The sequence below is a fragment of the Rhizobium sp. ARZ01 genome (genome assembly GCF_014851675.1).
Classification (GTDB): Bacteria; Pseudomonadota; Alphaproteobacteria; order Rhizobiales; family Rhizobiaceae; genus Mycoplana.
The window spans coordinates 2,047,417-2,067,833 of record NZ_JACVAE010000001.1 but is presented as its reverse complement, the minus strand read 5'-3'; the positions used below and the strand labels follow the sequence as shown (position 1 = coordinate 2,067,833).

Genomic DNA, 20,417 nt, shown 5'->3' with positions numbered 1-20,417 from the left:
GTGCCGGAAAAGCCACCCGTACACGTGCAAGTCAAAGACAACGGCACGTAACGAGCAATCATGCTCAAGACATCGCAAGGCGCACTTTGTGCCACTCACCGATCTCGACGAGTTCGGATGGCGCGGGGGCGCTATAGACGTCATGGCCGGTGAACGTCTCCGGATAGAACCGGAAGCCGGGGGGAGGCGAAGGTGCCACGCCCTCTAGCGGTGCCTCGTCGGCCACCTCCATGAAGGGATCGGGAATGGCGCTGAGAAGCCGGCGCGTATAGGGGTGCGTCGGGTTGGTAAAGATCTTGTCCCACGATCCGAGTTCGACGATCTGGCCGAAGAACATCACGCCGACGCGATCGCTCATATGCTCCACCACGCTGAGGTCGTGGCTGATCATGATATAGGAGAGCTCAAGTTTCTCCTTCAGTTCCAACAGCAGGTTGATGATCTGGGCGCGGATGGAGACGTCGAGTGCTGAGACCGGTTCGTCCAGCACGATAATCTTCGGATTGAGCACGAGCGCACGGGCAATGCCGATGCGCTGGCGTTGGCCGCCGGAGAATTCGTGCGGGAAGCGCTTCGCCTGTTCCGGTTTCAGCCCGACATGGCGCAGGATCTCCTCGATACGCGCGTCAAGTTCGCTCCTGTTCGTCACCCCTTGCAGCTTCAGTGGAGCGGCAAGCGAGGTATAGATCGTCTGGCGCGGGTTAAGCGAGGCATAGGGGTCCTGGAACACCATCTGCGCCATACGCGCGCGATCCAGCCGAGACGGCGGATTCTTACCGGTGATTTCCTTGCCTTCGAAATAGATGGCGCCGGTCGTCGGCTTTTGCAGGCCGACGATGGAAAGGGCGAGCGTCGATTTCCCGCATCCGGATTCGCCGACGATCGACAGGCACTCGCCCTTGTTCAGCGTCAGATTGAGGTTGTTCACCGCGTGCAGCAACTGCCTGCCGCCGAAAAGCCCGTTGCTTGTCGGAAAGTGGACGCTGAGATCTTCGATACGCAGAAGCGGTTCGGCGGGACTATTCATGGTGATGGCACCTGACAAAGCCGTGGTGGTCCAAAGGCGTCTCGCCCGGTTGCTGCGCGACGCAGATTTCGCTCGCCCGGCCGCAGCGCGGCTCGAAGCGGCACCCGGCCGGGAAAGCGGTGATCGGCGGCACGACGCCCTCGATCTCCTGCAGGCGCTTGCGCTCATGCAGTTCGCGAGTGCCGAGCCTGGGGAGGGAGTTGAGCAGACCCTTTGTATAGGGGTGGCGGGGTTGGCGGAAGATGTCGGCGACCGGCCGCTCCTCGACGAGGTTGCCGGCATACATGATGCCGACGCGCTGGCACATCTTCGCGATCACGCCGAGATCGTGGCTGATCATCAGCACGGCAGTCCCTCTTGCGGTGCAGAGCTCTTGCACCAGCTTGAGAATCTCTGCCTGCACGGTCACGTCGAGTGCGGTGGTCGGTTCGTCAGCGATCAGGAGGTCCGGATTGCAGGAGAGCGCGATCGCGATCATCACGCGCTGCCGCATGCCGCCGGACAACTGGTGCGGATAGGCTTTGGCGCGCTTCTCCGGCGCCGGCACATGCACGCTCGCCAGCGCGGCGATCGCCTTCTTCTCGGCTTCCGCCCAGGTCGCCCCCTGATGCAGCACGAACATCTCGGCGATCTGCCGGCCAACCGGGGCAAGCGGGTTCAGCGCCGTCATCGGCTCCTGAAAGATCATGGCGATGCGGCTCCCGCGCAGCTTGCGCATGGCGCGTTTTGGAAGGGTGCGCAGGTCCTGGCCGTCGAAACGGATCGCGCCGCTGGAAACGGTGAGCGGCGCTTTCAGAAGGCCGATCATCGACAATGCGGTGATGCTCTTGCCACAGCCGCTTTCGCCGACCAGCCCGAAGGTCTCGCCGCGTCCGATCGAAAAGGAGACGTTTTCCACGACGTTCAGCCGCTGTCTGCCGGACATCATGTCGATGTTGAGGTCACGGACCTCAAGGAGCGGGGCGCTGGTCATGTGCGGCGCGTCCTCATATGGGGGTCGAGATAGTCACGCAGACCGTCGCCGAGAAGGTTGAGGCCGAGGACAGTGGCGAAGATGGCGATGCCGGGGAAGAAGGCGGCCCAGGGCGCGAGAGCAATAAGACCGCGCGCATCCGTCAGCATGCCGCCCCAGCTCGGAAAGGGGGGGACTATCCCGAGGCCGAGATAGGAGAGTGCTGCCTCGGCGAGGATCGCATCTCCCATGCCTAGCGTGGCGATGACCAGGATCGGACCGATCATGTTCGGCACGATCTGCGTCGCCATGATGCGCACGTCGCTGTAGCCGAGCGTCTTGGCTGCCTGCACGTAGCCCTGCTTCTTCAAGGAAAGCGTGGAACTGCGCGCGATGCGGCAGGTCCAGGACCAGTTGGTGAGGCCGAGCGCAATCAGGAGGCTGCCAAGTCCGGGGCCGAGGACGGCCATGACTGCAAGCGCAAAAATCAGCGAGGGGATCGACAGCATCAGATTGGTGAGGCCGGTAATAAAGTCGTCCCACCAGCCGCCGAAATAGCCGGCGGAGACACCGAGCGCGAGACCGATCGTCGTGTTGATCAGCTGCGAGCCGATGCCGACGGTCAGCGAGATGCGGGCGCCGTAAAGGACGCGGCTGAAGATGTCGCGGCCTTGCGCGTCCGTGCCGAACCAGAATTGCGCGTCCGGCGGAAGCTCGGCGTTCATCAGGTCGGCGTCGCCGATTGGATCGTAGTGCGCCAGCCACGGCGCAAAGCATGCAGCCGTGATGATGAGAAGGCAGAGCAGGGCGCCGATGGTCAGATTGAAACGCAGTCGCATGGCTCTACTCGTGGCTTATCCGGGGGTCGATGACGGCATAGAGGATGTCGACGACCGTGTTGATGATCAGGAACCAGAGGACGATCACGAGGATGCAGCCCTGGACGACGGGAATGTCGCGAAGGGCCACGCTATCGATCAACAGCGAGCCCATGCCCGGCCACGAAAACAGCTTCTCGATCACGACGGCCTGGCCCATCATCGAGCCGAACTGCAGCCCGATGGTCGTGATGATCAGCACCAGCGCGTTGCGCATGACATGCCATTTGACGACACGGAAGCTGCTCATGCCCTTGGAGCGGGCGGTACGGACATAATCCGCGTTCATGACTTCGAGGACGGCGGCGCGTGTCGTGCGGGCGAGAAGGGCGAGCGGCGCGACACCGAGCGTGATGGCCGGCAGGATGAGGTTGCGAATGCCGCCGTCGCCATAGCCAAAACTGGGCAGCCAGCCGAGTGTCAGCGCGAAGACGTACATGCAGATCAGGCCGACCCAGAATTGCGGCAGTGACAGGCCGGAGATCGCCCCGATCATCGTTACGCTGTCGAGCAGGCTTCCGGGGCGCAGGGCGGCAATAAAGCCGAGCGGCACGCCGATGACGGCGGCGATCCCCATGGCGGCAAAGGCGAGCTTGAGTGTCGCCCACATGCGGGCGTTGATTTCAGTGGCAACCGGCTGGCGGGTGCGGAAGGACGTGCCGAGGTCGAATTGCGCGAGTTTGGCCATGTAGTTGCCGAAGCGCACATAGACCGGCTGGTCGAGCCCGAATTCCTTGTTGATCTTCTCGACAAGCTTCGGGTCATTGTTCCCCTTGCTGTTGGCGAACATGCTGGAAGCGATGCTGCCGGGCACGACACTGAAGATGAAAAAGATGAGCAGCGAGACTGCCACGACCGTCGGAACGATCTGCAGAACGCGGCGTATGATGAAGCGTAGCACCCTGAAATTTCCTCTTCGCCCGCAGGGCGCTCAACAACGGACGTTCAGCGGGAGGACGCAATGCGCGCCCTCCCACCAGTTAGCAATTAGCGGTCGGATGGAACGGTTTCGTCCACCCACAGCTTCTCGTAGGACTGGATTGCCAGTTCCGCCGAGTTCGGCTGCAGGCCGTGCAGCCAGGGCTGATAGGCCATCACGGCCTTGTTGTAGTTGAAGAACCAGACCGGTGCCTCTTCCTGCAGCAGGTTGTTGGCCTGGCGCAGGAGATCGTTCTTCTCCGCATCGTCCTTGGCGTTCTTCGCAGCTTCAAACAACTTGTCGAAGTCGGCATTGGCGAACTTCTGGTAGTTGCACGAGGACTGGCTCGTCTGCGAATAGAAGCACTGCAAGGCAGTCATCGGATCCGGGCCGCTTTCCGAAGACCACATGAAGGCCTGGAAGGTGCCCGCGGGAACGACTTCAGAGAGAACCGAGCTTTCAACCGGCTTCGCCTTAACCTTGACGCCGACCTTTTCCAGCATCGGAATGATCGCTTCGACGATCGTCAGGCCCCAGCTTTCGTTCTGGGTTGCCGTCAGTTCGAACTCGAATCCATCCGCATAGCCGGCTTCGGCGAGCAGGGCCTTGGCCTTTTCCGGATCGTACGGATAGGGCTTGGCATCCTTGTCGAAGGCCGGCGAAGTCGTCGGCAGCCAGCCGACCGCACGATAGGCCTTGTCCTTGTTAAGGCGCTTGATGATCAGGTCGGAATCGATCGCGTAGTTGATCGCCTGGCGGACGCGCTTGTCCTTGAACGGCTCGAAGTCCGGGTTGAAGCCGACATATCGGGTGTAGACTTCGGCGACCTCGAGCAGACCCTTCGCCAGTTCCGGATCGTTCTGGTAGGCGACGTACTGCGCCGAGCCTAGAACCGAAACGTCGATTTCCTTGTTGCGGAAGGCCACGTCGCGGGCGGCGGAGTCTTCCATGATCATGATGTTGATCTTGTCGGCGAAGGGCTTGCCCTTGTTGTAGTACTTGTCCCACTTCTCGACCGTCAGGCGCGAGCCCGGGACATACTCGGCGAACTTGTACGGGCCGAGGCCGATCGGATGGCTGAGGAACGCGTCGCTGTCGCCTTCGCCGGCCGGATAGATCGCGGTGTTGTTGCGCGAGAACTGGAAGGCCGGGTCGACCGCCGAGGTTAGCGTCATTTCCAGCGTGAAGTCGTCGATCTTTTTCAGGCCGGAGATTTCCTTGGCCTTGCCTTCGGCATACTCGGCAGCGCCCTTGATGTTGCTGACGTAGCGGGCCGGCGGAAACGCCTTGGCCGGGTCCATCATCCGGGTATAGCTCCAGATGATGTCGTCGGCGGTCATCTGCTTGTCGTTGTGGAAGTAGGCGTCCTGGCGCAGCTTGTAGGTGTAGGTCAGCCCGTCGTCGGAAACCGTCACGTCGGTCGCCAGTTCCAGCACCGGCTTGTTCGCATCGCCGTCCCAGTCATAGAGCGTGCGATGGATCGCCTTGGCGTAGAACTCGTCCTGCGTCTGCGGCGAGGACTGGATGTCGAGGTTGGAGAAGCTGGAGCCGTAGGGCGCGACGAAGTTGATCGTGCCGCCCGCGCGCGGTTCCTGTGCCGAGGCGATCGACGCGACGCCTGCGAGCAGGGTGGTGGCAAGCGCTGCCACCAATGCAAATTTCTTCATTCTGGTGTTCCCCCTACGTTGGATAAGAATTTTGTTGAAAGTCGGTTATGCACGTCTTTCGAAAACCACCTCGCCGCCGCGGATGGTCAGCACGCACTCGGTGCCGTCGAGGATCTCTTCGGGCGCAGCCGTCAGCATGTTGCGCGAGAAGACGGCGATATCGGCCACCTGTCCCGGCACCAGCTTGCCCTTCACCTTCTCCATCTTCTGCGAGAAGGCGCCATACTCGGTATAGGCCTGCAGGGCACGCTCGATCGTCACCCGTTCCTTCGCATCCATCACGGTTCCCTTGCCAGTCTTCCGCGTGAGCATGCTGTAGACGTTCGGGAACGGGTTCGGGTGGCAGACAGGTGAATCGCTGCCCGTGGCCGGCTTGAAGCCGAGGTCCATCCAGGTCTTCAGCGGATAGCTCGACAGAGCCCGCTCTTCACCGAGCACGGAGACGTAGGCGTCGCCGAAATCGTAGATGAACACCTGCTGCGGGCAGGGATAGATGCCTGCCTTGGCCATGCGCTTGTGCTGCGCCTCCGACGAGAAGCCGCAATGCTCGATCCGGTGGCGCCGATCGGGATCGGGCATGGCTTCGAGCGCCTTTTCATAGGCCGTGATGAGCTGCTCGATCGCGCCGTCACCGATGGCATGGCAGGCGAGCTGGTAGCCCTTCGAATGCGCATCGAGCACCAGTTCCTGCAGCGCTTCGTCCGTGAGGATCTGGACGCCGTGGTTGTCGTCGTCGCCGAGATAGGGCTTCGTCATCCAGGCGGTGCGTCCGCCAGCAGACCCGTCCAGGAACAGCTTCACGGCGCCCACAGTCAGCATGTCGTCGCCGACGCCGGTGACGAGGCCAGCCTCGTAGCACTGTGGGACGACTGACACGCCCGGGTCGCCGAGCAGGGTCAGCCAGGTGCGCACCGGCAGACGGTTCTTGAGCTTGGCGAGATGGTAGGCACGGATTTCGTTGAAACCGGCAACCTGGCCGACCGCCGCATCCATGACGCTGGTGATACCGTAGGAGAGCAGCAGGTTTCCGCCCGCCTCGATGGCATCCACCATCATGTCTTCGTCGGGATCCGGGATTGCCGCACGCACGAGGCCCTGTGCATTCTCGGCCACCATGCCCGTGAGCACGCCATTCTTCTGTTCGATCAGCCCGCCCTCTGGAACGGGCGTGCTCTCGTCCACGCCGGCCAGGCGGAAGGCCTCCGAATTGAAAATCGAGACGTGGCCGCAGGCGCGAACGACCATCACCGGATGGTTCGGGGCGACCGCGTCGAGTTCCGACTTGTGCGGGTGGCGCCCTACGTCGAGCTTGGTCTGGTCGTAGCCGCGTGCACGGATCCATGTGCCGGCGGGAAGTATGGCGACCTGTTTCTTGATCGCGTCCAGTAGGCTTTCGAGTGTCGGTGCGGACTTCGGCGTTGCGTCGATCCAGTTGAGCGTCAGTCCGAGGGAAATCAGGTGGAGGTGGGAGTCGTTCAGGCCGGGCGTGGCGAACTGACCCTTTAGGTCGATGAGTTTCGTGCGCTCACCCTTAAGCGACAAGATCTCGTCGTTCGAGCCGACGGCGAGAACCTTGTCGCCCCAGATCGCCAACGCATCAGTCGTGCCTTCGTCGAAGCCACGCCAGATGACACCGTTGTACAGAATCGTATCTGCTTGAATATGCGAATTTTCAGCCACGCGCTGAACCCCTCCCGAATGCACGCTTATTCCTTGAGCCTTCCATCAAAGGCGGGGGCAATCAAGTGCTTGGCTATGCAATGTTTTCCGCGCCCTATGCAATAATTTCATAACGCTATCGCGGGTTGTTCAGGCGCGCTTCCAAAACCGATTTCGTCATCGCAAACCATGCGTTAGCATGGCGAAAATGACGATTCCGGGAGACCGCATGACACTCGCCCTGACAGCAGAAAACGGTGCACACAGCTTCGATATCGCACTCGACCCCCAGTCGGCGCTCGATCTGCGTGAAGCCATTTTCAGAGGCATCAATCTGGCACCTGGTTCTGCCATCCCATCGGATGGCGACCCGCGCATCGACCGGGCTCTGCCCGGCTTCATGTTCACCTGCGGCCCGGACCACATTCGCCACCCGGAGGCGGTCGAAGGAGCTGCCGACGGCAGGCGCTACCCCCTGCATGGATCGCTATCCTCGCACCCGGCCAAGGACATTCTGTTCGAGGAGGACGAGGATGAGGTGGTCTGCTCGGCGCGCATTCCGGTCTCTCTTGCCAACGGCGAAACGGCCGAACTGAGGCGTCGGTGGCGCGCGGACCGCAACACCGGTCGGATTACCCTCGATGATATCGTGACGAATTCGGGCAACAGCCCCTGGCCGCCAGTGGCGATGTACCACGTAAATTTCAACACCCGCCTGTTTGACGAGACCACGCGCCTGACCGGCGCGATGCTCGACGGCGGAAGCCTGCCCTGGCGCTTCGGTGAGGGCGACATGCGGATCTTCTGCGTCTCCGCGACCGAAACCGCGGTGGATGGCTGGGCCGACATTGCGCTCGGGCCAATCGCCCCGCTCGGCGGACGTAGCCTGCATGTGCGCTTTCGCGTCGATACGCTGCCCTATCTGCAGGTCTGGCGGAACCAGTCGCCGGGTTGCCATGTCATGGGGCTGGAGCCCGTGTCGCATCGGCTGGCGGGGCGGCAGGAACTCATCGCATCCGGCGAGATGAGCGGCTTCGCGCCGGGTGATGCGGTCGAGTACGGCCTCTCATTCGAACTGCTGTAGCCGGGCCGCAGTGTCCGGTGGTTGTCGGCGATTGACGCTCGGCGTTGGCACGCCTACATCCAACCCAACAATTTTCACGAAGGGCAAGCACCATGGATATCCGCGCGATCAACGACGAATACTCGGTCTCCGGCCAGATTACGGTTGAGGATCTGGAGGAGATCAAGGCATTGGGCTTCAAGTCGATCGTCTGCCATCGGCCGGACCATGAGGCGCCCGACCAGCCGGAATTTTCGGCTATCGCGGCACGGGCGAAGGAACTGGGCATCGACATGACGCATGTTCCGGTCGGCCCGATGGGTGTGACGGCCGATGCCGTGCGCGACATGGTGGACGCGCTGGACGAACTGCCACGCCCGATGCTCGGCTACTGCCGCTCCGGCGCGCGCTCCACGAACATCTACGCCCAGACGCAGCATATTCGCGGCTGAGGTCGGCAAGACGCGAGCTGAAATGCTCGCACGCGTAGTGCAGTGCTCAGTTGGCTAACGCCCACGTCGCCTTGTTCCTCGATCGTTAAGCTAGCCCGTCATGGCGGACTATCAAGGCATGACGGGCGCTCAAACCTTTGACGTGAATGACTGTTTCGCGCTGCAGACGCAGCACGGCTGGACCCCGGATCAAGTCCGGGGTGACGGCATCAATGGGGGCTTTGCGGGAGGACAGAAACTGAGCGCCGCGCGTCCCGGCAGGGCGCGCGGCGTTGTCGTCTTCTATGAGCAACCTATCGGTTATCCCTGATCTGCGAGAGCGTACGCGTGGGCGTTATCGCTTCCGGATCGAGCTTGACCTCGATGATCGACGGCTTGCCGCTCGCACGGGCCCGCAGGAATGCCGGGGCGAACTCCTCGGTCTTGGTGACCGTTTCGCCATGGCCGCCAAATGAAACGGCATAGGCTGCAAAATCCGGATTGGTCAGGTCTGTCGCGCTGACGCGGCCCGGATAATCGCGCTCCTGATGCATGCGGATCGTGCCGTATATGCCGTTGTTCACAACGACAGTGATGATCGGGAGGTTATAGCGAACGGCGGTCGCAAACTCCTGCCCGTGCATGAGGAAGCAGCCGTCGCCGGCAAAGCAGATGACCTCCCGTTCCGGGAAAAGTTGCTTGGCGGCCACCGCGGCGGGCAAACCATAGCCCATCGAGCCTGAAGTCGGAGCCGCTTGCGTCGCAAAGCGGCGGAACCGGTGGAACCGGTGCACCCAGGTCGCATAATTGCCCGCGCCGTTGGCGAAGATCGTATCCTCCGGCACGTTCTCTTCGAGCCAGCTCATGATCGGTCCCATCTGCACGTCGCCGGGACCGGCCGCAGGCGGTGTCGACCAGGCGAGATAGGCTGCATGCATCGCTTTCGTCCGTTCGGCCCAGCGGGGCGGGGAGGCGGGAGCCAGGTCGGCGAGACCGGCAACGAAGTCCGAAGCGCTGGCGCAGATCGCAAGCTCCGGCCGGTAGACGCGGCCGAGCTCTGAGGCGTCGGGATGCACATGCACGAGCGTCTGCTTCGGGTAGGGGCTGTCGAGCAGCGTGTAGCCCGAGGATGGCATCTCCGAGTACCTGCCGCCGAGCAGGACGACGAGGTCCGCCTCGCGGATTTCCTTGCCGAGTGCCGGGTTGATGCCGATGCCGGAATCGCCTGCATAGTTCGGGTGCAGGTGATCGAACAACATCTGCCGGCGGAACGAGCAGGAAACCGGCAACGCCCAGCGTTCGGCAAGGGCCGTGATGCCGGCGACACTTTCCTCGTCCCAGCGGGTCCCGCCGAGAATGACGACGGGTCGTTCGGCCCTGTCCAGCATTCCCTTCAACTGCGCCAGCTGCTTCGGCCCCGGATGGGCCTCGACCGGCGTATAGGGCTGTGCTGCCGTCGCCTCGACCGTCTCGGTCAGGATATCCTCCGGCAGTGCAAGCACGACAGGTCCCGGCCGTCCCGAGGTCGCGACCGCGAAGGCGCGGGTGACGAATTCGGGAATGCGTTTGGGATCATCGATTTCGGCCACCCACTTGGCGACCTCGGTGAAGGCGCGGCGGTACTCGATCTCCTGGAAGGCCTCGCGCTCGCGTGCCTCGCGCTGGACCTGGCCGATGAAGAGGATCATCGGGATCGAATCCTGCTTGGCGATGTGCAGCCCGGCGGACGCGTTGGTGGCGCCAGGACCGCGCGTGACCATGCAGATGCCGGGCTCGCCGGTCAGCCGGCCCCAGCAGTCGGCCATCATCGCCGCGCCGCCTTCCTGGCGGCAGACGAGCACGTCGATGTCGGTGTCATGCAGGGCATCGAGCACCGCGAGGTAGCTTTCGCCGGGCACGCACGAGATGCGTCGGACGCCATTGGCGACGAGGGCATCGACGATCAGTTGTCCACCGGTTCTCATGGTCTTTCCTTGTACGTTCTTCTCGGTGTTGGTCATGCGGATTTCTTTCCCGCTTCAAGCGCGCCGAGTTCGGCGAGGATCTCGTCCGTGTGTTCGCCAAGCCGCGGGCTCGGGCGGTCGTAGGCAAGCGGCGTCTCGGAAAAGACGATCGGCGTGCGCACGCTCGGAATGCGGTTGCCGTCGCGATCCGGGAGGTCCAGCCGCATGCCGCGTGCCTTGACCTGCGGGTCGTCAAACGTCTCTGCGATCGAGTTGATCGGCCCGGCAGGTACGCCGCTCTCCTCGCAGGCTGCAAGCAGGTCGGACTTCTTCCAGTTGCGACTGCGCTCGAGGATCAGCGGGCGAAGTTCTGCGCGATGCTTCACCCGCGACTTGTTGGTGGCGAAACGCTCATCGGCAGGAAGATCGGTCATGCCGAGCAGCGAGCAGAAGCGCTGGAACTGGCCGTCGTTGCCGACCGCAAGGATCATGTAGCCGTCGGCGGTCTCGATGACCTCGTAGGGTGTGATGTTCGGATGCGCGTTGCCCAAGCGGGTGGGGGCTGTGCCGGAAACCAGGTAATTCATGTTCTGGTTTGCCATCACGGCCGACTGCACATCGAGCAGCGCCATGTCGATCTGCTGGCCCTTGCCGGTTTTCATCACGTGGATGAGTGCGGCCTGGATTGCCGTGACCGCGTAGATGCCGGTGAAAATATCGGCGATCGCCACGCCCGCCTTCATCGGCTCGCCATCCGGCGCGCCGGTGACCGACATGAAACCGGACATGCCCTGGACGATGTAGTCATAGCCGGCGCGGGCGGCATAGGGCCCATCCTGGCCGAATCCGGTGATCGAGCAATAGACGAGCTGCGGGTTTTCCCGTGCGAGGCTCTTGTAGTCGAGACCGTATTTCTCAAGTCCGCCAACCTTGAAGTTCTCGATCACGACATCGGCCGTGCGAACCAGCCGATGGACGATTTCCTGGCCCTCCTTGGTCCGGAAATCGACCGTGATCGAGCGCTTGTTGCGGTTGGTGGAATGGTAGTAGGCAGCGGACAGGTTTTCGCCGTCCTTCCCGGTGACGAACGGAGGTCCCCAGGCGCGGGTGTCGTCGCCGCCATCGGGATTTTCCACCTTGATCACGTCTGCGCCGAGGTCGGCGAGCATCTGTCCAGCCCACGGACCGGCAAGCACGCGAGCGAGCTCTATAACCCGGATGCCGGCAAGCGGCAGATTCTTGTCATCCATTGCGTCCTCCATGCCGGTACCAATTGCCCGCGAGGGGCTTTTCTTCGGCAACGTGTTGGATAACAAAAAGGAGCATTCGGAGATAGCATCAACCGGTCATGAGTTGATGAGTGGGTGGACTTAACCCATTCGCTTTTGTCAAATCCATGCTCAAAGGAGTGGCGGCATTGGCGGGACGGTCGCGCGCTTTTTCAGTTGGTGCTCGCGCCATATCACGTAGAGGCCGGAGCCGATGATGATCGAGATGCCGCCCCACTTCAGCGGATCGGGCAGGTCGCCGAACACCCACCAGCCGAGAATGGTGGCGGATACGATCTCCAGATATTGCAAGGGTGCCAGCACCGATGCCGGAGCGCTGCGATAGGCATAGGCCCCGAATATGCCGGAGATGGTGGCGGCAATGCCGGCGCCGATGATGAACAGCGTGGAAACGCCGTGCGGCATGACCGGTGTGAATGCTGTCCACCCGAAACGGCTGCCGACCAGAAGCGCAACCCCGGCGAATGCCGCGCCCCAGAGCCCGGAATGCAGTTGCATCGACCAGGGATCCTCGCTCTGTGCTGCGAGCCGTGTAATCAGAAAGAATACGGCCAGTCCGAACGCCGAAACGACCGGCAACAATGCGACCAATCCGACTTCCTGCATGCTGGGCTGGATCACGAGGAGGGCGCCGAGGAAGCCGACCGCGCAGGCGGTATATCGCCTCCAGCCGATCGTTTCCTTCAGGAAGATCGCCCCGAGGATCGTCAGGATGATCGGCTCGACGAAGAATATCGCCAGCGCATCGGCAAGTTCCATCACCGCAAGTGCCATGACGAAACTGATCATCACGATCGCAGCCATCAGGCCGCGCAGCGCATGCAGGGCCGACTTCTTCCAGTTCAGGTCGAGAAGGGTGCCGCGCCAGAGCACGACAGGCAGAAGCGTCAGTGTCTGGAAGATGAAGCGGCAAAGGGTGATGACGGCGGCCGGAACCTCCGCCACGGCAAGCTTGGAGAAGATGTCGATGACGGGCGCCAAGAGTACCGAAACGACCATCAACCCAAGACCAAGTCCGACCTCGTGACGGAGGGTCGCAGGGGTTGTCGATGCATGTGCGGTCATTTGGCTTTACCGGTTTGGCGATCAGTCTATGCGACCCTTTGGCACCAGTCGGCGAAATTGGCAATCGGCATTTCTCGCAGATCCCGCCGCTCCAGCAGGGTTTCGTGACGCAATCCGCGATGGATGAGGCAGGTTACATCGGCAAGTCCTGCCTTCTCCAACCTGCGTCCGAGCCAGGCCACCGAGCGGCCAAAGTCGGTTGCCGGGTCCTCGTCTCCACCGGCGAGATGGACGGGCAGTGCCTTTGGCAAACGCACGATCGCCCTCGTGTTCGCCGCGGCGTAAGTCATGGCAAAGATGTCGATCCAGAGCGAGACACTGGCGTCGAAGCCGCACAGGGGATCGCCGACATACTTGTCGACTTCCGCGGCATCGTGGGAGAGCCAATCGAAATCCGTGCGACGATCCGCTACGGCCTTGGCCCAGGCGCCGAAAGTGAGCTTCGGCAAAAGACCGCTCGGCACGTCCGATCCCTTCAGCATCCGTTCGGCCAGAAGTATGGCCTGCGCGGCGCGACCGGCGGGGCCAGGATTGAAGTTGGAATTCCAGACGGCAAGCCCGTCGATCTTTCCCGAATGGGCTTGCGCGAACGAAAGCGCAAGGAGCCCGCCCATCGAATGGCCGAACTGGATGACCGGTGAACCCGGATGATTGGCAGTGGCCAGCTCGCACATCGCAAGCATGTCGCGGAGTGCCTGCTGCACCCCATCGCGTTGCGCGAAGCGCCCGATCGGCGCATCCGGTGCCGTTGTCTCGCCGTGACCGCGATGATCGTGCGCGTAGACGTGGAATCCCTCGGACGCCAGACGCTCGGCAAAGGCCCGGTAGCGAAGCGAATGTTCTGCAAGCCCGTGGCTGATCAGGACTATGCCCTTGCCATGACCGCGCGCAGTTTCGTGGTGATAGGCGAGCCTGGCGCCCGTCGGACTTTGCAGATGCAAGGTTGTACAGAACATGTCACTCCAGGGGGAGAGCGAGATTGGATAGCGACCATCAAATGGATTTTGCGGCGAAATGCAATTGCGCTTCGTAACGACGCAGCGGCCAACCGCCCCCATAACTCTCCTAAAATTTGTGGTTGCAATCTTCTCGCGCATATTGCTTAATGTTCGTGCTTTGTTCTTGTTTGGGGATGCACCATGACGATGCTGAGGTCCATACGTCGGATAATGACTGCAATGCTTCTCTTTCTTCTGACGCTGGCGGTACCTGTCTCTGCGGTGACGCTTGCGGATGAACCTGAGGATGGCGATGGCGGAAAGGCCAAGACCCGGCACGTGCTGGCGCTAACCTGGCAACCGGGGTTCTGTCTGAGGAAACCAAAGATGCCGGAATGCGCACAGTGGCCGGAGGGTGCTCATGAGCCCACAGGTCTGGCGTTGCACGGGCTGTGGCAGGTGAAGAAAAGCTACTGCGGTATCGACGCCGAACTGAAAAAGCGGGACCGCTCGAACAAATGGACGGATCTGCCGCAACTGGTGCTTTCCGAGGAGACGGCCACGCGGCTTTCCGTGGCCATGCCCGGCGTCGCATCCGGGCTCGACCGCCACCAGTGGCTGATGAACGGCACCTGCCATGCAGCGACGGCGGAGGACTACTACGTGCGGTCGCTTGAGATGCTGGATGCCGTCAACGCCTCTGCGGTGGGAGCGCTCTTCGATGCGAAGGCGGGCAAGGTGGTGACGAAAGACGAGATTGCGGCCGCTTTTGATGCGGCGTTCGGTCCGGGGGCCGGCGAGCGCGTGCGGTTGCGCTGCCGGAATATCGACGGTGAGAAGATTATCACCGGCCTGACCATTGGGCTGTCGGCGGACGAAGGGGAACTCGCCGGCCTCATTCGTGGCGCTTCGGCCACCAAGTCCAAGTGTGACGGCGGTTTATTGGTGCAGATGGCTGACTGACCTAGTCGGCCAGGCGGAGAGTGTGCTTCACCCGGTCGGGCCTGCTTCATACACTAGATCGGCCAGTTCCTGTGGACCGAACTATCTGACGGTATCAGGGCAAATCCAGTCGACTGCATGTCGCCGCATTGCCGCTGCGGGGGATTTCGCCTACATAGCGGGCAAATCTCTTTTGAATGCGGAGCAGGCGCGTAATGGCACGACAGTTCATCTACCACATGGCAGGGCTAAACAAGGCCTACGGTAACAAGAAGGTTCTGGAGAACATTCACCTCTCCTTCTACCCGGACGCGAAGATCGGCATTCTCGGTCCCAACGGTGCCGGTAAGTCGACCGTCCTCAGGATCATGGCCGGTCTCGACAACGAGTATACCGGCGAGGCATGGGTGGCTGAAGGCGCGACCGTCGGCTACCTGCCGCAGGAGCCGCAACTCGATCCGGCAAAGAACGTGCTGGAGAACGTGATGGAAGGCGTCGCTCCCAAGAAGGCGATCCTCGACCGTTACAACGAACTGATGATGAACTATTCGGACGAAACGGCCGAAGAAGGCGCCAAGCTCCAGGACATCATCGACAGCCAGAACCTTTGGGACCTTGAGAGCCAGGTCGAAATGGCGATGGACGCGCTGCGCTGCCCGCCGGGCGATGCGGATGTCGCCAACCTGTCGGGCGGTGAGAAGCGCCGCGTTGCGCTCTGCAAACTGCTGCTGTCGCAGCCCGACCTGCTGCTGCTCGACGAGCCGACGAACCATCTCGACGCCGAGACGATTGCCTGGCTGGAAAAGCATCTGCGCGAGTATCCGGGTGCTGTCCTGATGATCACCCACGACCGCTACTTCCTCGACAACGTCACCGGCTGGATCCTCGAGCTCGACCGCGGCCGCGGCATTCCCTACGAAGGCAACTATTCGGCCTATCTCCAGGCCAAGGCCAAGCGAATGCAGCAGGAAGGTCGCGAAGAGGCAACGCGCCAGAAGGCGCTCTCCCGTGAACAGGAATGGATCGCCTCCAGTCCGAAGGCCCGGCAGGCGAAGTCGAAGGCCCGTATCCGCGCCTACGACGAACTGGTCAAGGCGGCGGAGGATCGTCGCCCCGGTGACGCCCAGATCGTGATCCCGGTCGGTGAACGTCTCGGCAACGTCGTGATCGAGGCCGAGAACCTGACCAAGTCGTATGGCGACCGCGTGCTGATCGAGAACCTTACCTTCAAGCTTCCGCCCGGCGGTATTGTTGGTGTCATCGGCCCGAACGGCGCCGGCAAGACGACGCTGTTTCGGATGATCACCGGCCAGGAGAAGCCTGATAGCGGCGAAATTCGCGTCGGTGAGACGGTGGACCTCGGCTATGTCGACCAGAGCCGGGACGCGCTCGCCGGCAACAAGACGGTCTGGGAAGAGATTTCCGGCGGCAACGACGTGATCAAGCTCGGCAAGCATGAAGTCAATTCGCGTGCCTATTGCGGCGCGTTCAACTTCAAGGGCGGCGACCAGCAGCAAAAGGTCGGCACGCTCTCGGGCGGCCAGCGCAACCGCGTTCACCTGGCCAAGATGCTGAAGTCCGGCGGCAACGTGATCCTGCTCGACGAGCCGACCAACGACCTCGATACCGAAACGCTGGCAGCGCTCGAGGATGCGCTCGAGAGTTTTGCCGGCTGCGCGGTGATCATCAGCCACGACCGCATGTTCCTCGACCGTCTTGCGACCCATATTCTGGCGTTTGAGGGCGACAGCCATGTGGAATGGTTCGAGGGTAACTTCGAAGACTACGAGCAGGACAAGATCCGCCGCCTCGGCCCGGATTCGGTCAACCCGAAGCGCGTCACCTACAAGCGTCTGACGCGCTGAGGCTTCTAACGCGGTCGCTGTTGCGGCGTAGACCTAATGAGGCCGCCATGCTCGAGCGTGGCGGCTTTGTTATTTTCGGCTGTGAATGGTCGGTGCTAAGAGCGATCGCGTTTGGCCGGTGCGTGTCTCGTTGTTGGCTGGCTCACATTTTGGAAACGTACGGCACGGTTGGCAGGACAAATCGAACTGCAGAGCGTGCTGCGGCAAAGGGGGCGGCCCGTTCTTCGCCGTCGAATCGCAGTCAACCCGCGAGCCGTCTCACGTCGCGCTCTATCGCTACGAGAAGCGCTGACAGAATCCAGCTTTAGCAGATTGCGACTTGCGCTCCGATGAAACGTGACATAAAGATATCTTTATGTCTTGATTGGTTTGAGGTGGGGCGTGGCGAAGCTTGGGCTGGACGACACTGTAGAGGTTTTGAAGACGGCAGGCGAGTCGACCCGCCTGCGGCTTCTGGCGCTGCTATCGCGCGGCGATCTGACGGTGACGGATCTCACCGACATCCTTGGACAATCACAGCCGCGCATCTCCCGGCATCTCAAGCTACTTGCAGAGGCGGCGCTGATCGAGCGCTATCAGGAGGGGGCTTGGGCCTATTTCCGCCTCAGGCATGAGGGGGCTGCCGTTTCGCTGGCCCGCCTGCTGCTCGATCGGATCGACGAGACCGATCCGGTCCTGGACCGGGACGCTGAGCGCCTTGCCGTCTTGAAGAAGGCGCGGGCGGAAAAGGCGCAGGCCTATTTCAGCCGGAATGCCGCTGAATGGGACGAATTGCGGCGCCTTCATGTGAGCGAGGCGGAGGTCGAGGCAGCGCTCCTCGGGCTGATCGGTGAGCAGCCGGTCGACGCATTCCTCGACCTTGGGACCGGCACCGGCCGTATTCTGCAACTGTTCGAGGGGCTCTACCGGCGTGGTGTCGGCGTCGATGCCAGCCGTGACATGCTGGCGGTTGCCCGCGCCAACCTGGATCGCGCCGGCATAACCAAGGCCTCGATCCGCCACGGCGACATCTTCAACCTGCCGCTCGAACGCGACGAGTTCGATGTAGTTACAATCCATCAGGTGCTTCATTTTCTCGACGAACCGGACGCGGCCATCGCCGAGGCGGCGCGCATGCTCCGACCGGGCGGCCGGCTGGTGATCATCGATCTGGCACCGCACGGCATAGAACATTTGCGCGACGAGCACGCTCATCTGCGCCTGGGTTTTTCCCACCAGATCGTCCAGGAGTGGCTGGAACAGGCAGGTCTGTCGCTCGAACAGGCCATCGATCTCAAGCCCGCCGATGGCGGCCCGGAAGCACTGACTGTCACCATTTGGCTGGCGCGCGACCAGAGACCCGCAGAGGGCGCCAATGGCGCCGAACCGCTCATTGCCATCGGCCGGAGGAACTGACATGACGATTGGACACACCGCGCGCCGGCGCCACGCCCTCCGACTCTCCTTCGAGTTCTTCCCTCCCAGAAACGAGGAGGCTGATCGCCAACTCTGGGAGACAATCACCGCGCTTACCCCGTACGCGCCTGACTTCGTTTCGGTGACTTACGGTGCGGGCGGCTCCACGCGGGCTCCGACGCTCGCCGCCGTGGACCGCATCATCAGCGACACGCCGCTTTCCGCCGCTGCCCACCTGACCTGCGTCGGCGCGACGAAGGAAGAAGTGAACGCGGTTGTCGAGGAGTTCCGGGCCGTTGGTGTCCGTCATTTCGTGGCGTTGCGCGGCGATCCTGCCAGCGGACTCGGGGCAGCCTACCAGCCGCATCCGGGCGGCTATGCCAATGCCGCCGAACTGACTGCCGGACTTCGGGCGATCGACGACTTCGAAGTGTCGGTCTCGGCCTATCCGGAAAAACACCCGGAAAGCCTGGATGTTTCCGCTGACATCGACATGCTAAAGCGCAAGGTTGACGCCGGTGCAACGCGGGCGCTCACCCAGTTCTTCTTCGACAATGTGCTCTATGAACGTTACCTTGAGCGCGTCCGTGCTGCCGGGATCGATATCCCAATCGTGCCCGGCATCCTGCCGGTCCACAATTTGGCTCAGGTTCAGAAATTCTCGGGGCTGTGCGGCGCAACGGTCCCGCAATGGCTTGCCGATCGCCTCGAGCCGCTGGATGGCCGGCCTGATGACCGTGCCATGGTCGCTGCCGAACTTGCTGCTCGGCAGGTGGAAGGGCTGATTGGGCTCGGCATCGACGAGTTCCACTTTTATACGATGAACCGGTCGGCGCTCGTATCGTCAGTGCTTGATCAAGTCGGGTTCAAGCGCCAGGAGAACGCAGAGCGGCCCAAGGCCGCAGGCGCTGCGGCTTGATCGGCTGAACAGGGACCGAGGTCGATGCAGCGCTTTGCGGAATCGCCTAGCTCCTGTGAGTGGTACCCGGCGCCACGTAAAAACGCATGACCCCAAGGGCGTCATGCGTTTTCTTGAACAAGTTGAAAATGGTCTTCTCTGCGCTTTTTGTCCTTTTGGACTACGCTGCCGCCGCTCAGATGAAAATCATGGTGGCGACGAAGAGGAACGCTGCACCGATCATCAGAACATTCAAGGAATGTGTGAGTCCCATGGCTTACCTCCTTGCGTTGCGTGGCCATAATAAGGTGGAAAAAATCGGCTTGAAAAGTCTTTTGTGTGTTGCATCGCGGCATCACTGCCTTCGTCACACTTTTTCCACAGGTCTAAATAACTGTTCTTTCTTCCGAATTTCCATTTAGAAAAAATTCACAAAACCTTCACGGCGGTTAAGGTGCGTGAGCGGTCTGATCGTCAGCGGGGCATGCGAATCAAGCATGCAAGATCACCACTCGTCATCCTGAACGGCCCGATGGGGCCAGCCGCTTCAGTGCGCGCCCGTCAAGGACGATCAGCCCCAAGAGCACGAGTATGATCCCCGCGGCGCCCGGCAAAGTCAGCCATTCGCCGAGAAAGAGCATTCCGGCGATGATTGCGCTTGGTGGTACGAGCAGGGTAACGAGCGAGGTGTTGGTCGCCCCGGCTACGGCCATGATCCTGAAGAAGAGAATATAGGCGTAGGCGGTGGAAACGAGGGCCAGTGCCAGCACGGACAACACCACGCCAAGCGGCGGTATCGGCAGGTTCCACGGGTGGTCGACAACGGTGGCCAACGGCAGGAGAACGAGAGTGGAGGCGGTCAACTGGCCAGCCGCAGTGACGGGGGCAGGGACCCCACGGAACCGCTTGCCGTATGTCGCGGCGAAGCCGTAGGAGATCGCAGCCCCAATTGGCAGTAGCAGCGCCCAAAGCGGCGGCCCGTCGCTCTCGCCGGTAAAGGGAGCGAGTGCCCGGGGACCGATCAGGACGGCCGTGCCGAGGAGACCGATCAGGCAGCCGACAATCTTGGGCGGCGTCATCTTCTCGTCCGTGGTCAGCCGGTTGGCGATGAGGATTGTAAAGATCGGCGTTGTCGCGTTCAGGATCGCTGCCAGTCCCGCACCGATCTGGGTCTGCCCTGTGAAGATGAGGATATGTGGGAGAACATTGTTGATCAGTCCCAGCGCGAGGAACTCGCGCCAGCGCCGCTGCAGTGTCGCATACAGGTCGAAGCGTCCAGCAAGGTAGATATGGAGCGCGATCGCCGCGATGCTGGTCCGCAGAAAAACGAGCGTAATTGGCGGAATGTGCTGGACGGCGACGCGGGCAAAAAAGAACGAACCGCCCCAGATCAAGCCGAGCAGGAACAGCATGGACCATGTTTTGGCCGTCATCGCATAGGCCGAGCTGAGGCTGGCGGGCTGATCCATTTCGTCACCTTCTGCTT

18 protein-coding genes are annotated in these 20,417 nt (G+C 61.9%); 7 read left to right on the top strand and 11 right to left on the bottom strand.

Going from position 1 to position 20,417, the window contains the following annotated elements; all coding sequences use genetic code 11:
* Window positions 1-64: 64 nt before the first annotated feature.
* The 6 genes from IB238_RS09975 to IB238_RS09950 form a co-directional block, all read right to left on the bottom strand.
* A complete protein-coding gene (locus IB238_RS09975; protein ID WP_192245786.1) occupies window positions 65-1,027 on the bottom strand; it encodes an oligopeptide/dipeptide ABC transporter ATP-binding protein in 963 nt (320 codons plus the stop codon).
* A complete protein-coding gene (locus IB238_RS09970) occupies window positions 1,020-2,000 on the bottom strand; it encodes an ABC transporter ATP-binding protein (protein WP_192245784.1) in 981 nt (326 codons plus the stop codon). Before IB238_RS09970 ends, IB238_RS09975 begins: the two co-directional genes overlap by 8 nt.
* A complete protein-coding gene (locus IB238_RS09965) occupies window positions 1,997-2,818 on the bottom strand; it encodes an ABC transporter permease (RefSeq protein WP_192245782.1) in 822 nt (273 codons plus the stop codon). Before IB238_RS09965 ends, IB238_RS09970 begins: the two co-directional genes overlap by 4 nt.
* A 4-nt stretch (window positions 2,819-2,822) precedes the next feature.
* Window positions 2,823-3,758 (bottom strand): ABC transporter permease, encoded by a 936-nt coding sequence (locus IB238_RS09960; protein WP_192245780.1) that lies wholly within the window; start codon window positions 3,756-3,758, stop codon window positions 2,823-2,825.
* An 86-nt stretch (window positions 3,759-3,844) separates the two neighbouring features.
* Window positions 3,845-5,443: an ABC transporter substrate-binding protein gene (locus IB238_RS09955; protein WP_192245778.1), complete on the bottom strand. Its 1,599-nt coding sequence runs from the start codon at window positions 5,441-5,443 to the stop codon at window positions 3,845-3,847.
* A gap of 45 nt (window positions 5,444-5,488) precedes the next feature.
* Window positions 5,489-7,123, bottom strand: a complete 1,635-nt coding sequence (locus tag IB238_RS09950; RefSeq protein ID WP_348648223.1) for an amidohydrolase — start codon at window positions 7,121-7,123, stop codon at window positions 5,489-5,491.
* A 208-nt stretch (window positions 7,124-7,331) separates the two neighbouring features.
* On the opposite strand from IB238_RS09950, the gene IB238_RS09945 reads away from it, so the two are divergent.
* From IB238_RS09945 to IB238_RS09935, 3 genes are all read left to right on the top strand, one after another.
* Window positions 7,332-8,186 carry a DUF4432 family protein gene (locus IB238_RS09945; RefSeq protein ID WP_192245776.1) on the top strand — a complete coding sequence of 285 codons (855 nt, stop codon included), beginning with the start codon at window positions 7,332-7,334 and terminating at the stop codon, window positions 8,184-8,186.
* Between the two features lie 92 nt (window positions 8,187-8,278).
* On the top strand, window positions 8,279-8,617 hold the full coding sequence (locus IB238_RS09940) for a TIGR01244 family sulfur transferase (RefSeq protein WP_192245774.1): 339 nt from the start codon (window positions 8,279-8,281) through the stop codon (window positions 8,615-8,617).
* Window positions 8,618-8,717: 100 nt separating this feature from the next.
* The gene (locus tag IB238_RS09935; RefSeq protein WP_192245772.1) at window positions 8,718-8,927 is read left to right on the top strand and encodes a hypothetical protein; all 210 of its coding nucleotides are present in this window, start codon (window positions 8,718-8,720) and stop codon (window positions 8,925-8,927) included.
* Here IB238_RS09935 and IB238_RS09930 read toward each other — a convergent pair.
* From IB238_RS09930 to IB238_RS09915, 4 genes are all read right to left on the bottom strand, one after another.
* Window positions 8,911-10,560, bottom strand: a complete 1,650-nt coding sequence (locus IB238_RS09930; protein WP_192247603.1) for a thiamine pyrophosphate-binding protein — start codon at window positions 10,558-10,560, stop codon at window positions 8,911-8,913. The genes IB238_RS09935 and IB238_RS09930 overlap by 17 nt on opposite strands.
* Window positions 10,561-10,592: 32 nt before the next feature.
* Window positions 10,593-11,789 carry a CaiB/BaiF CoA-transferase family protein gene (locus IB238_RS09925; protein ID WP_192245770.1) on the bottom strand — a complete coding sequence of 399 codons (1,197 nt, stop codon included), beginning with the start codon at window positions 11,787-11,789 and terminating at the stop codon, window positions 10,593-10,595.
* Window positions 11,790-11,939: 150 nt separating this feature from the next.
* Entirely contained in the window at window positions 11,940-12,893 is a 954-nt protein-coding gene (locus IB238_RS09920; protein WP_192245768.1) for a DMT family transporter, read from the bottom strand.
* A 26-nt stretch (window positions 12,894-12,919) separates the two neighbouring features.
* A complete protein-coding gene (locus IB238_RS09915; protein WP_192245766.1) occupies window positions 12,920-13,849 on the bottom strand; it encodes an alpha/beta hydrolase in 930 nt (309 codons plus the stop codon).
* A 222-nt stretch (window positions 13,850-14,071) separates the two neighbouring features.
* On the opposite strand from IB238_RS09915, the gene IB238_RS09910 reads away from it, so the two are divergent.
* From IB238_RS09910 to metF, 4 genes are all read left to right on the top strand, one after another.
* The gene (locus IB238_RS09910) at window positions 14,072-14,794 is read left to right on the top strand and encodes a ribonuclease (protein ID WP_246723518.1); all 723 of its coding nucleotides are present in this window, start codon (window positions 14,072-14,074) and stop codon (window positions 14,792-14,794) included.
* A 194-nt stretch (window positions 14,795-14,988) separates the two neighbouring features.
* Window positions 14,989-16,638: an energy-dependent translational throttle protein EttA gene (gene ettA, locus IB238_RS09905; protein ID WP_192245762.1), complete on the top strand. Its 1,650-nt coding sequence runs from the start codon at window positions 14,989-14,991 to the stop codon at window positions 16,636-16,638.
* A gap of 381 nt (window positions 16,639-17,019) precedes the next feature.
* Window positions 17,020-18,033, top strand: coding sequence for a metalloregulator ArsR/SmtB family transcription factor (locus IB238_RS09900; RefSeq protein ID WP_192245760.1), 1,014 nt, complete (start codon window positions 17,020-17,022; stop codon window positions 18,031-18,033).
* A gap of 1 nt (window position 18,034) precedes the next feature.
* The gene (metF, locus tag IB238_RS09895) at window positions 18,035-18,952 is read left to right on the top strand and encodes a methylenetetrahydrofolate reductase [NAD(P)H] (RefSeq protein WP_192245758.1); all 918 of its coding nucleotides are present in this window, start codon (window positions 18,035-18,037) and stop codon (window positions 18,950-18,952) included.
* 494 nt (window positions 18,953-19,446) lie between these two features.
* On the opposite strand, the gene IB238_RS09890 is transcribed toward metF, so the two are convergent.
* Window positions 19,447-20,400 carry a DMT family transporter gene (locus IB238_RS09890; protein ID WP_246723517.1) on the bottom strand — a complete coding sequence of 318 codons (954 nt, stop codon included), beginning with the start codon at window positions 20,398-20,400 and terminating at the stop codon, window positions 19,447-19,449.
* Window positions 20,401-20,417: the final 17 nt, after the last annotated feature.

Excerpts from the sequence above, each read along its gene's own strand:
- IB238_RS09975 (WP_192245786.1), bottom strand. The coding sequence starts at position 1,027 with ATGAATAGTCCCGCCGAACCGCTTCTGCGTATCGAAGATCTCAGCGTC.
- IB238_RS09970 (WP_192245784.1), bottom strand. The coding sequence starts at position 2,000 with ATGACCAGCGCCCCGCTCCTTGAGGTCCGTGACCTCAACATCGACATG.
- IB238_RS09965 (WP_192245782.1), bottom strand. The coding sequence starts at position 2,818 with ATGCGACTGCGTTTCAATCTGACCATCGGCGCCCTGCTCTGCCTTCTC.
- IB238_RS09955 (WP_192245778.1), bottom strand. The coding sequence starts at position 5,443 with ATGAAGAAATTTGCATTGGTGGCAGCGCTTGCCACCACCCTGCTCGCA.
- IB238_RS09945 (WP_192245776.1), top strand. The coding sequence starts at position 7,332 with ATGACACTCGCCCTGACAGCAGAAAACGGTGCACACAGCTTCGATATC.
- IB238_RS09940 (WP_192245774.1), top strand. The coding sequence starts at position 8,279 with ATGGATATCCGCGCGATCAACGACGAATACTCGGTCTCCGGCCAGATT.
- IB238_RS09935 (WP_192245772.1), top strand. The coding sequence starts at position 8,718 with ATGGCGGACTATCAAGGCATGACGGGCGCTCAAACCTTTGACGTGAAT.
- IB238_RS09930 (WP_192247603.1), bottom strand. The coding sequence starts at position 10,560 with ATGAGAACCGGTGGACAACTGATCGTCGATGCCCTCGTCGCCAATGGC.
- IB238_RS09925 (WP_192245770.1), bottom strand. The coding sequence starts at position 11,789 with ATGGATGACAAGAATCTGCCGCTTGCCGGCATCCGGGTTATAGAGCTC.
- IB238_RS09920 (WP_192245768.1), bottom strand. The coding sequence starts at position 12,893 with ATGACCGCACATGCATCGACAACCCCTGCGACCCTCCGTCACGAGGTC.
- IB238_RS09915 (WP_192245766.1), bottom strand. The coding sequence starts at position 13,849 with ATGTTCTGTACAACCTTGCATCTGCAAAGTCCGACGGGCGCCAGGCTC.
- IB238_RS09910 (WP_246723518.1), top strand. The coding sequence starts at position 14,072 with ATGCTTCTCTTTCTTCTGACGCTGGCGGTACCTGTCTCTGCGGTGACG.
- ettA (WP_192245762.1), top strand. The coding sequence starts at position 14,989 with ATGGCACGACAGTTCATCTACCACATGGCAGGGCTAAACAAGGCCTAC.
- metF (WP_192245758.1), top strand. The coding sequence starts at position 18,035 with ATGACGATTGGACACACCGCGCGCCGGCGCCACGCCCTCCGACTCTCC.
- IB238_RS09890 (WP_246723517.1), bottom strand. The coding sequence starts at position 20,400 with ATGGATCAGCCCGCCAGCCTCAGCTCGGCCTATGCGATGACGGCCAAA.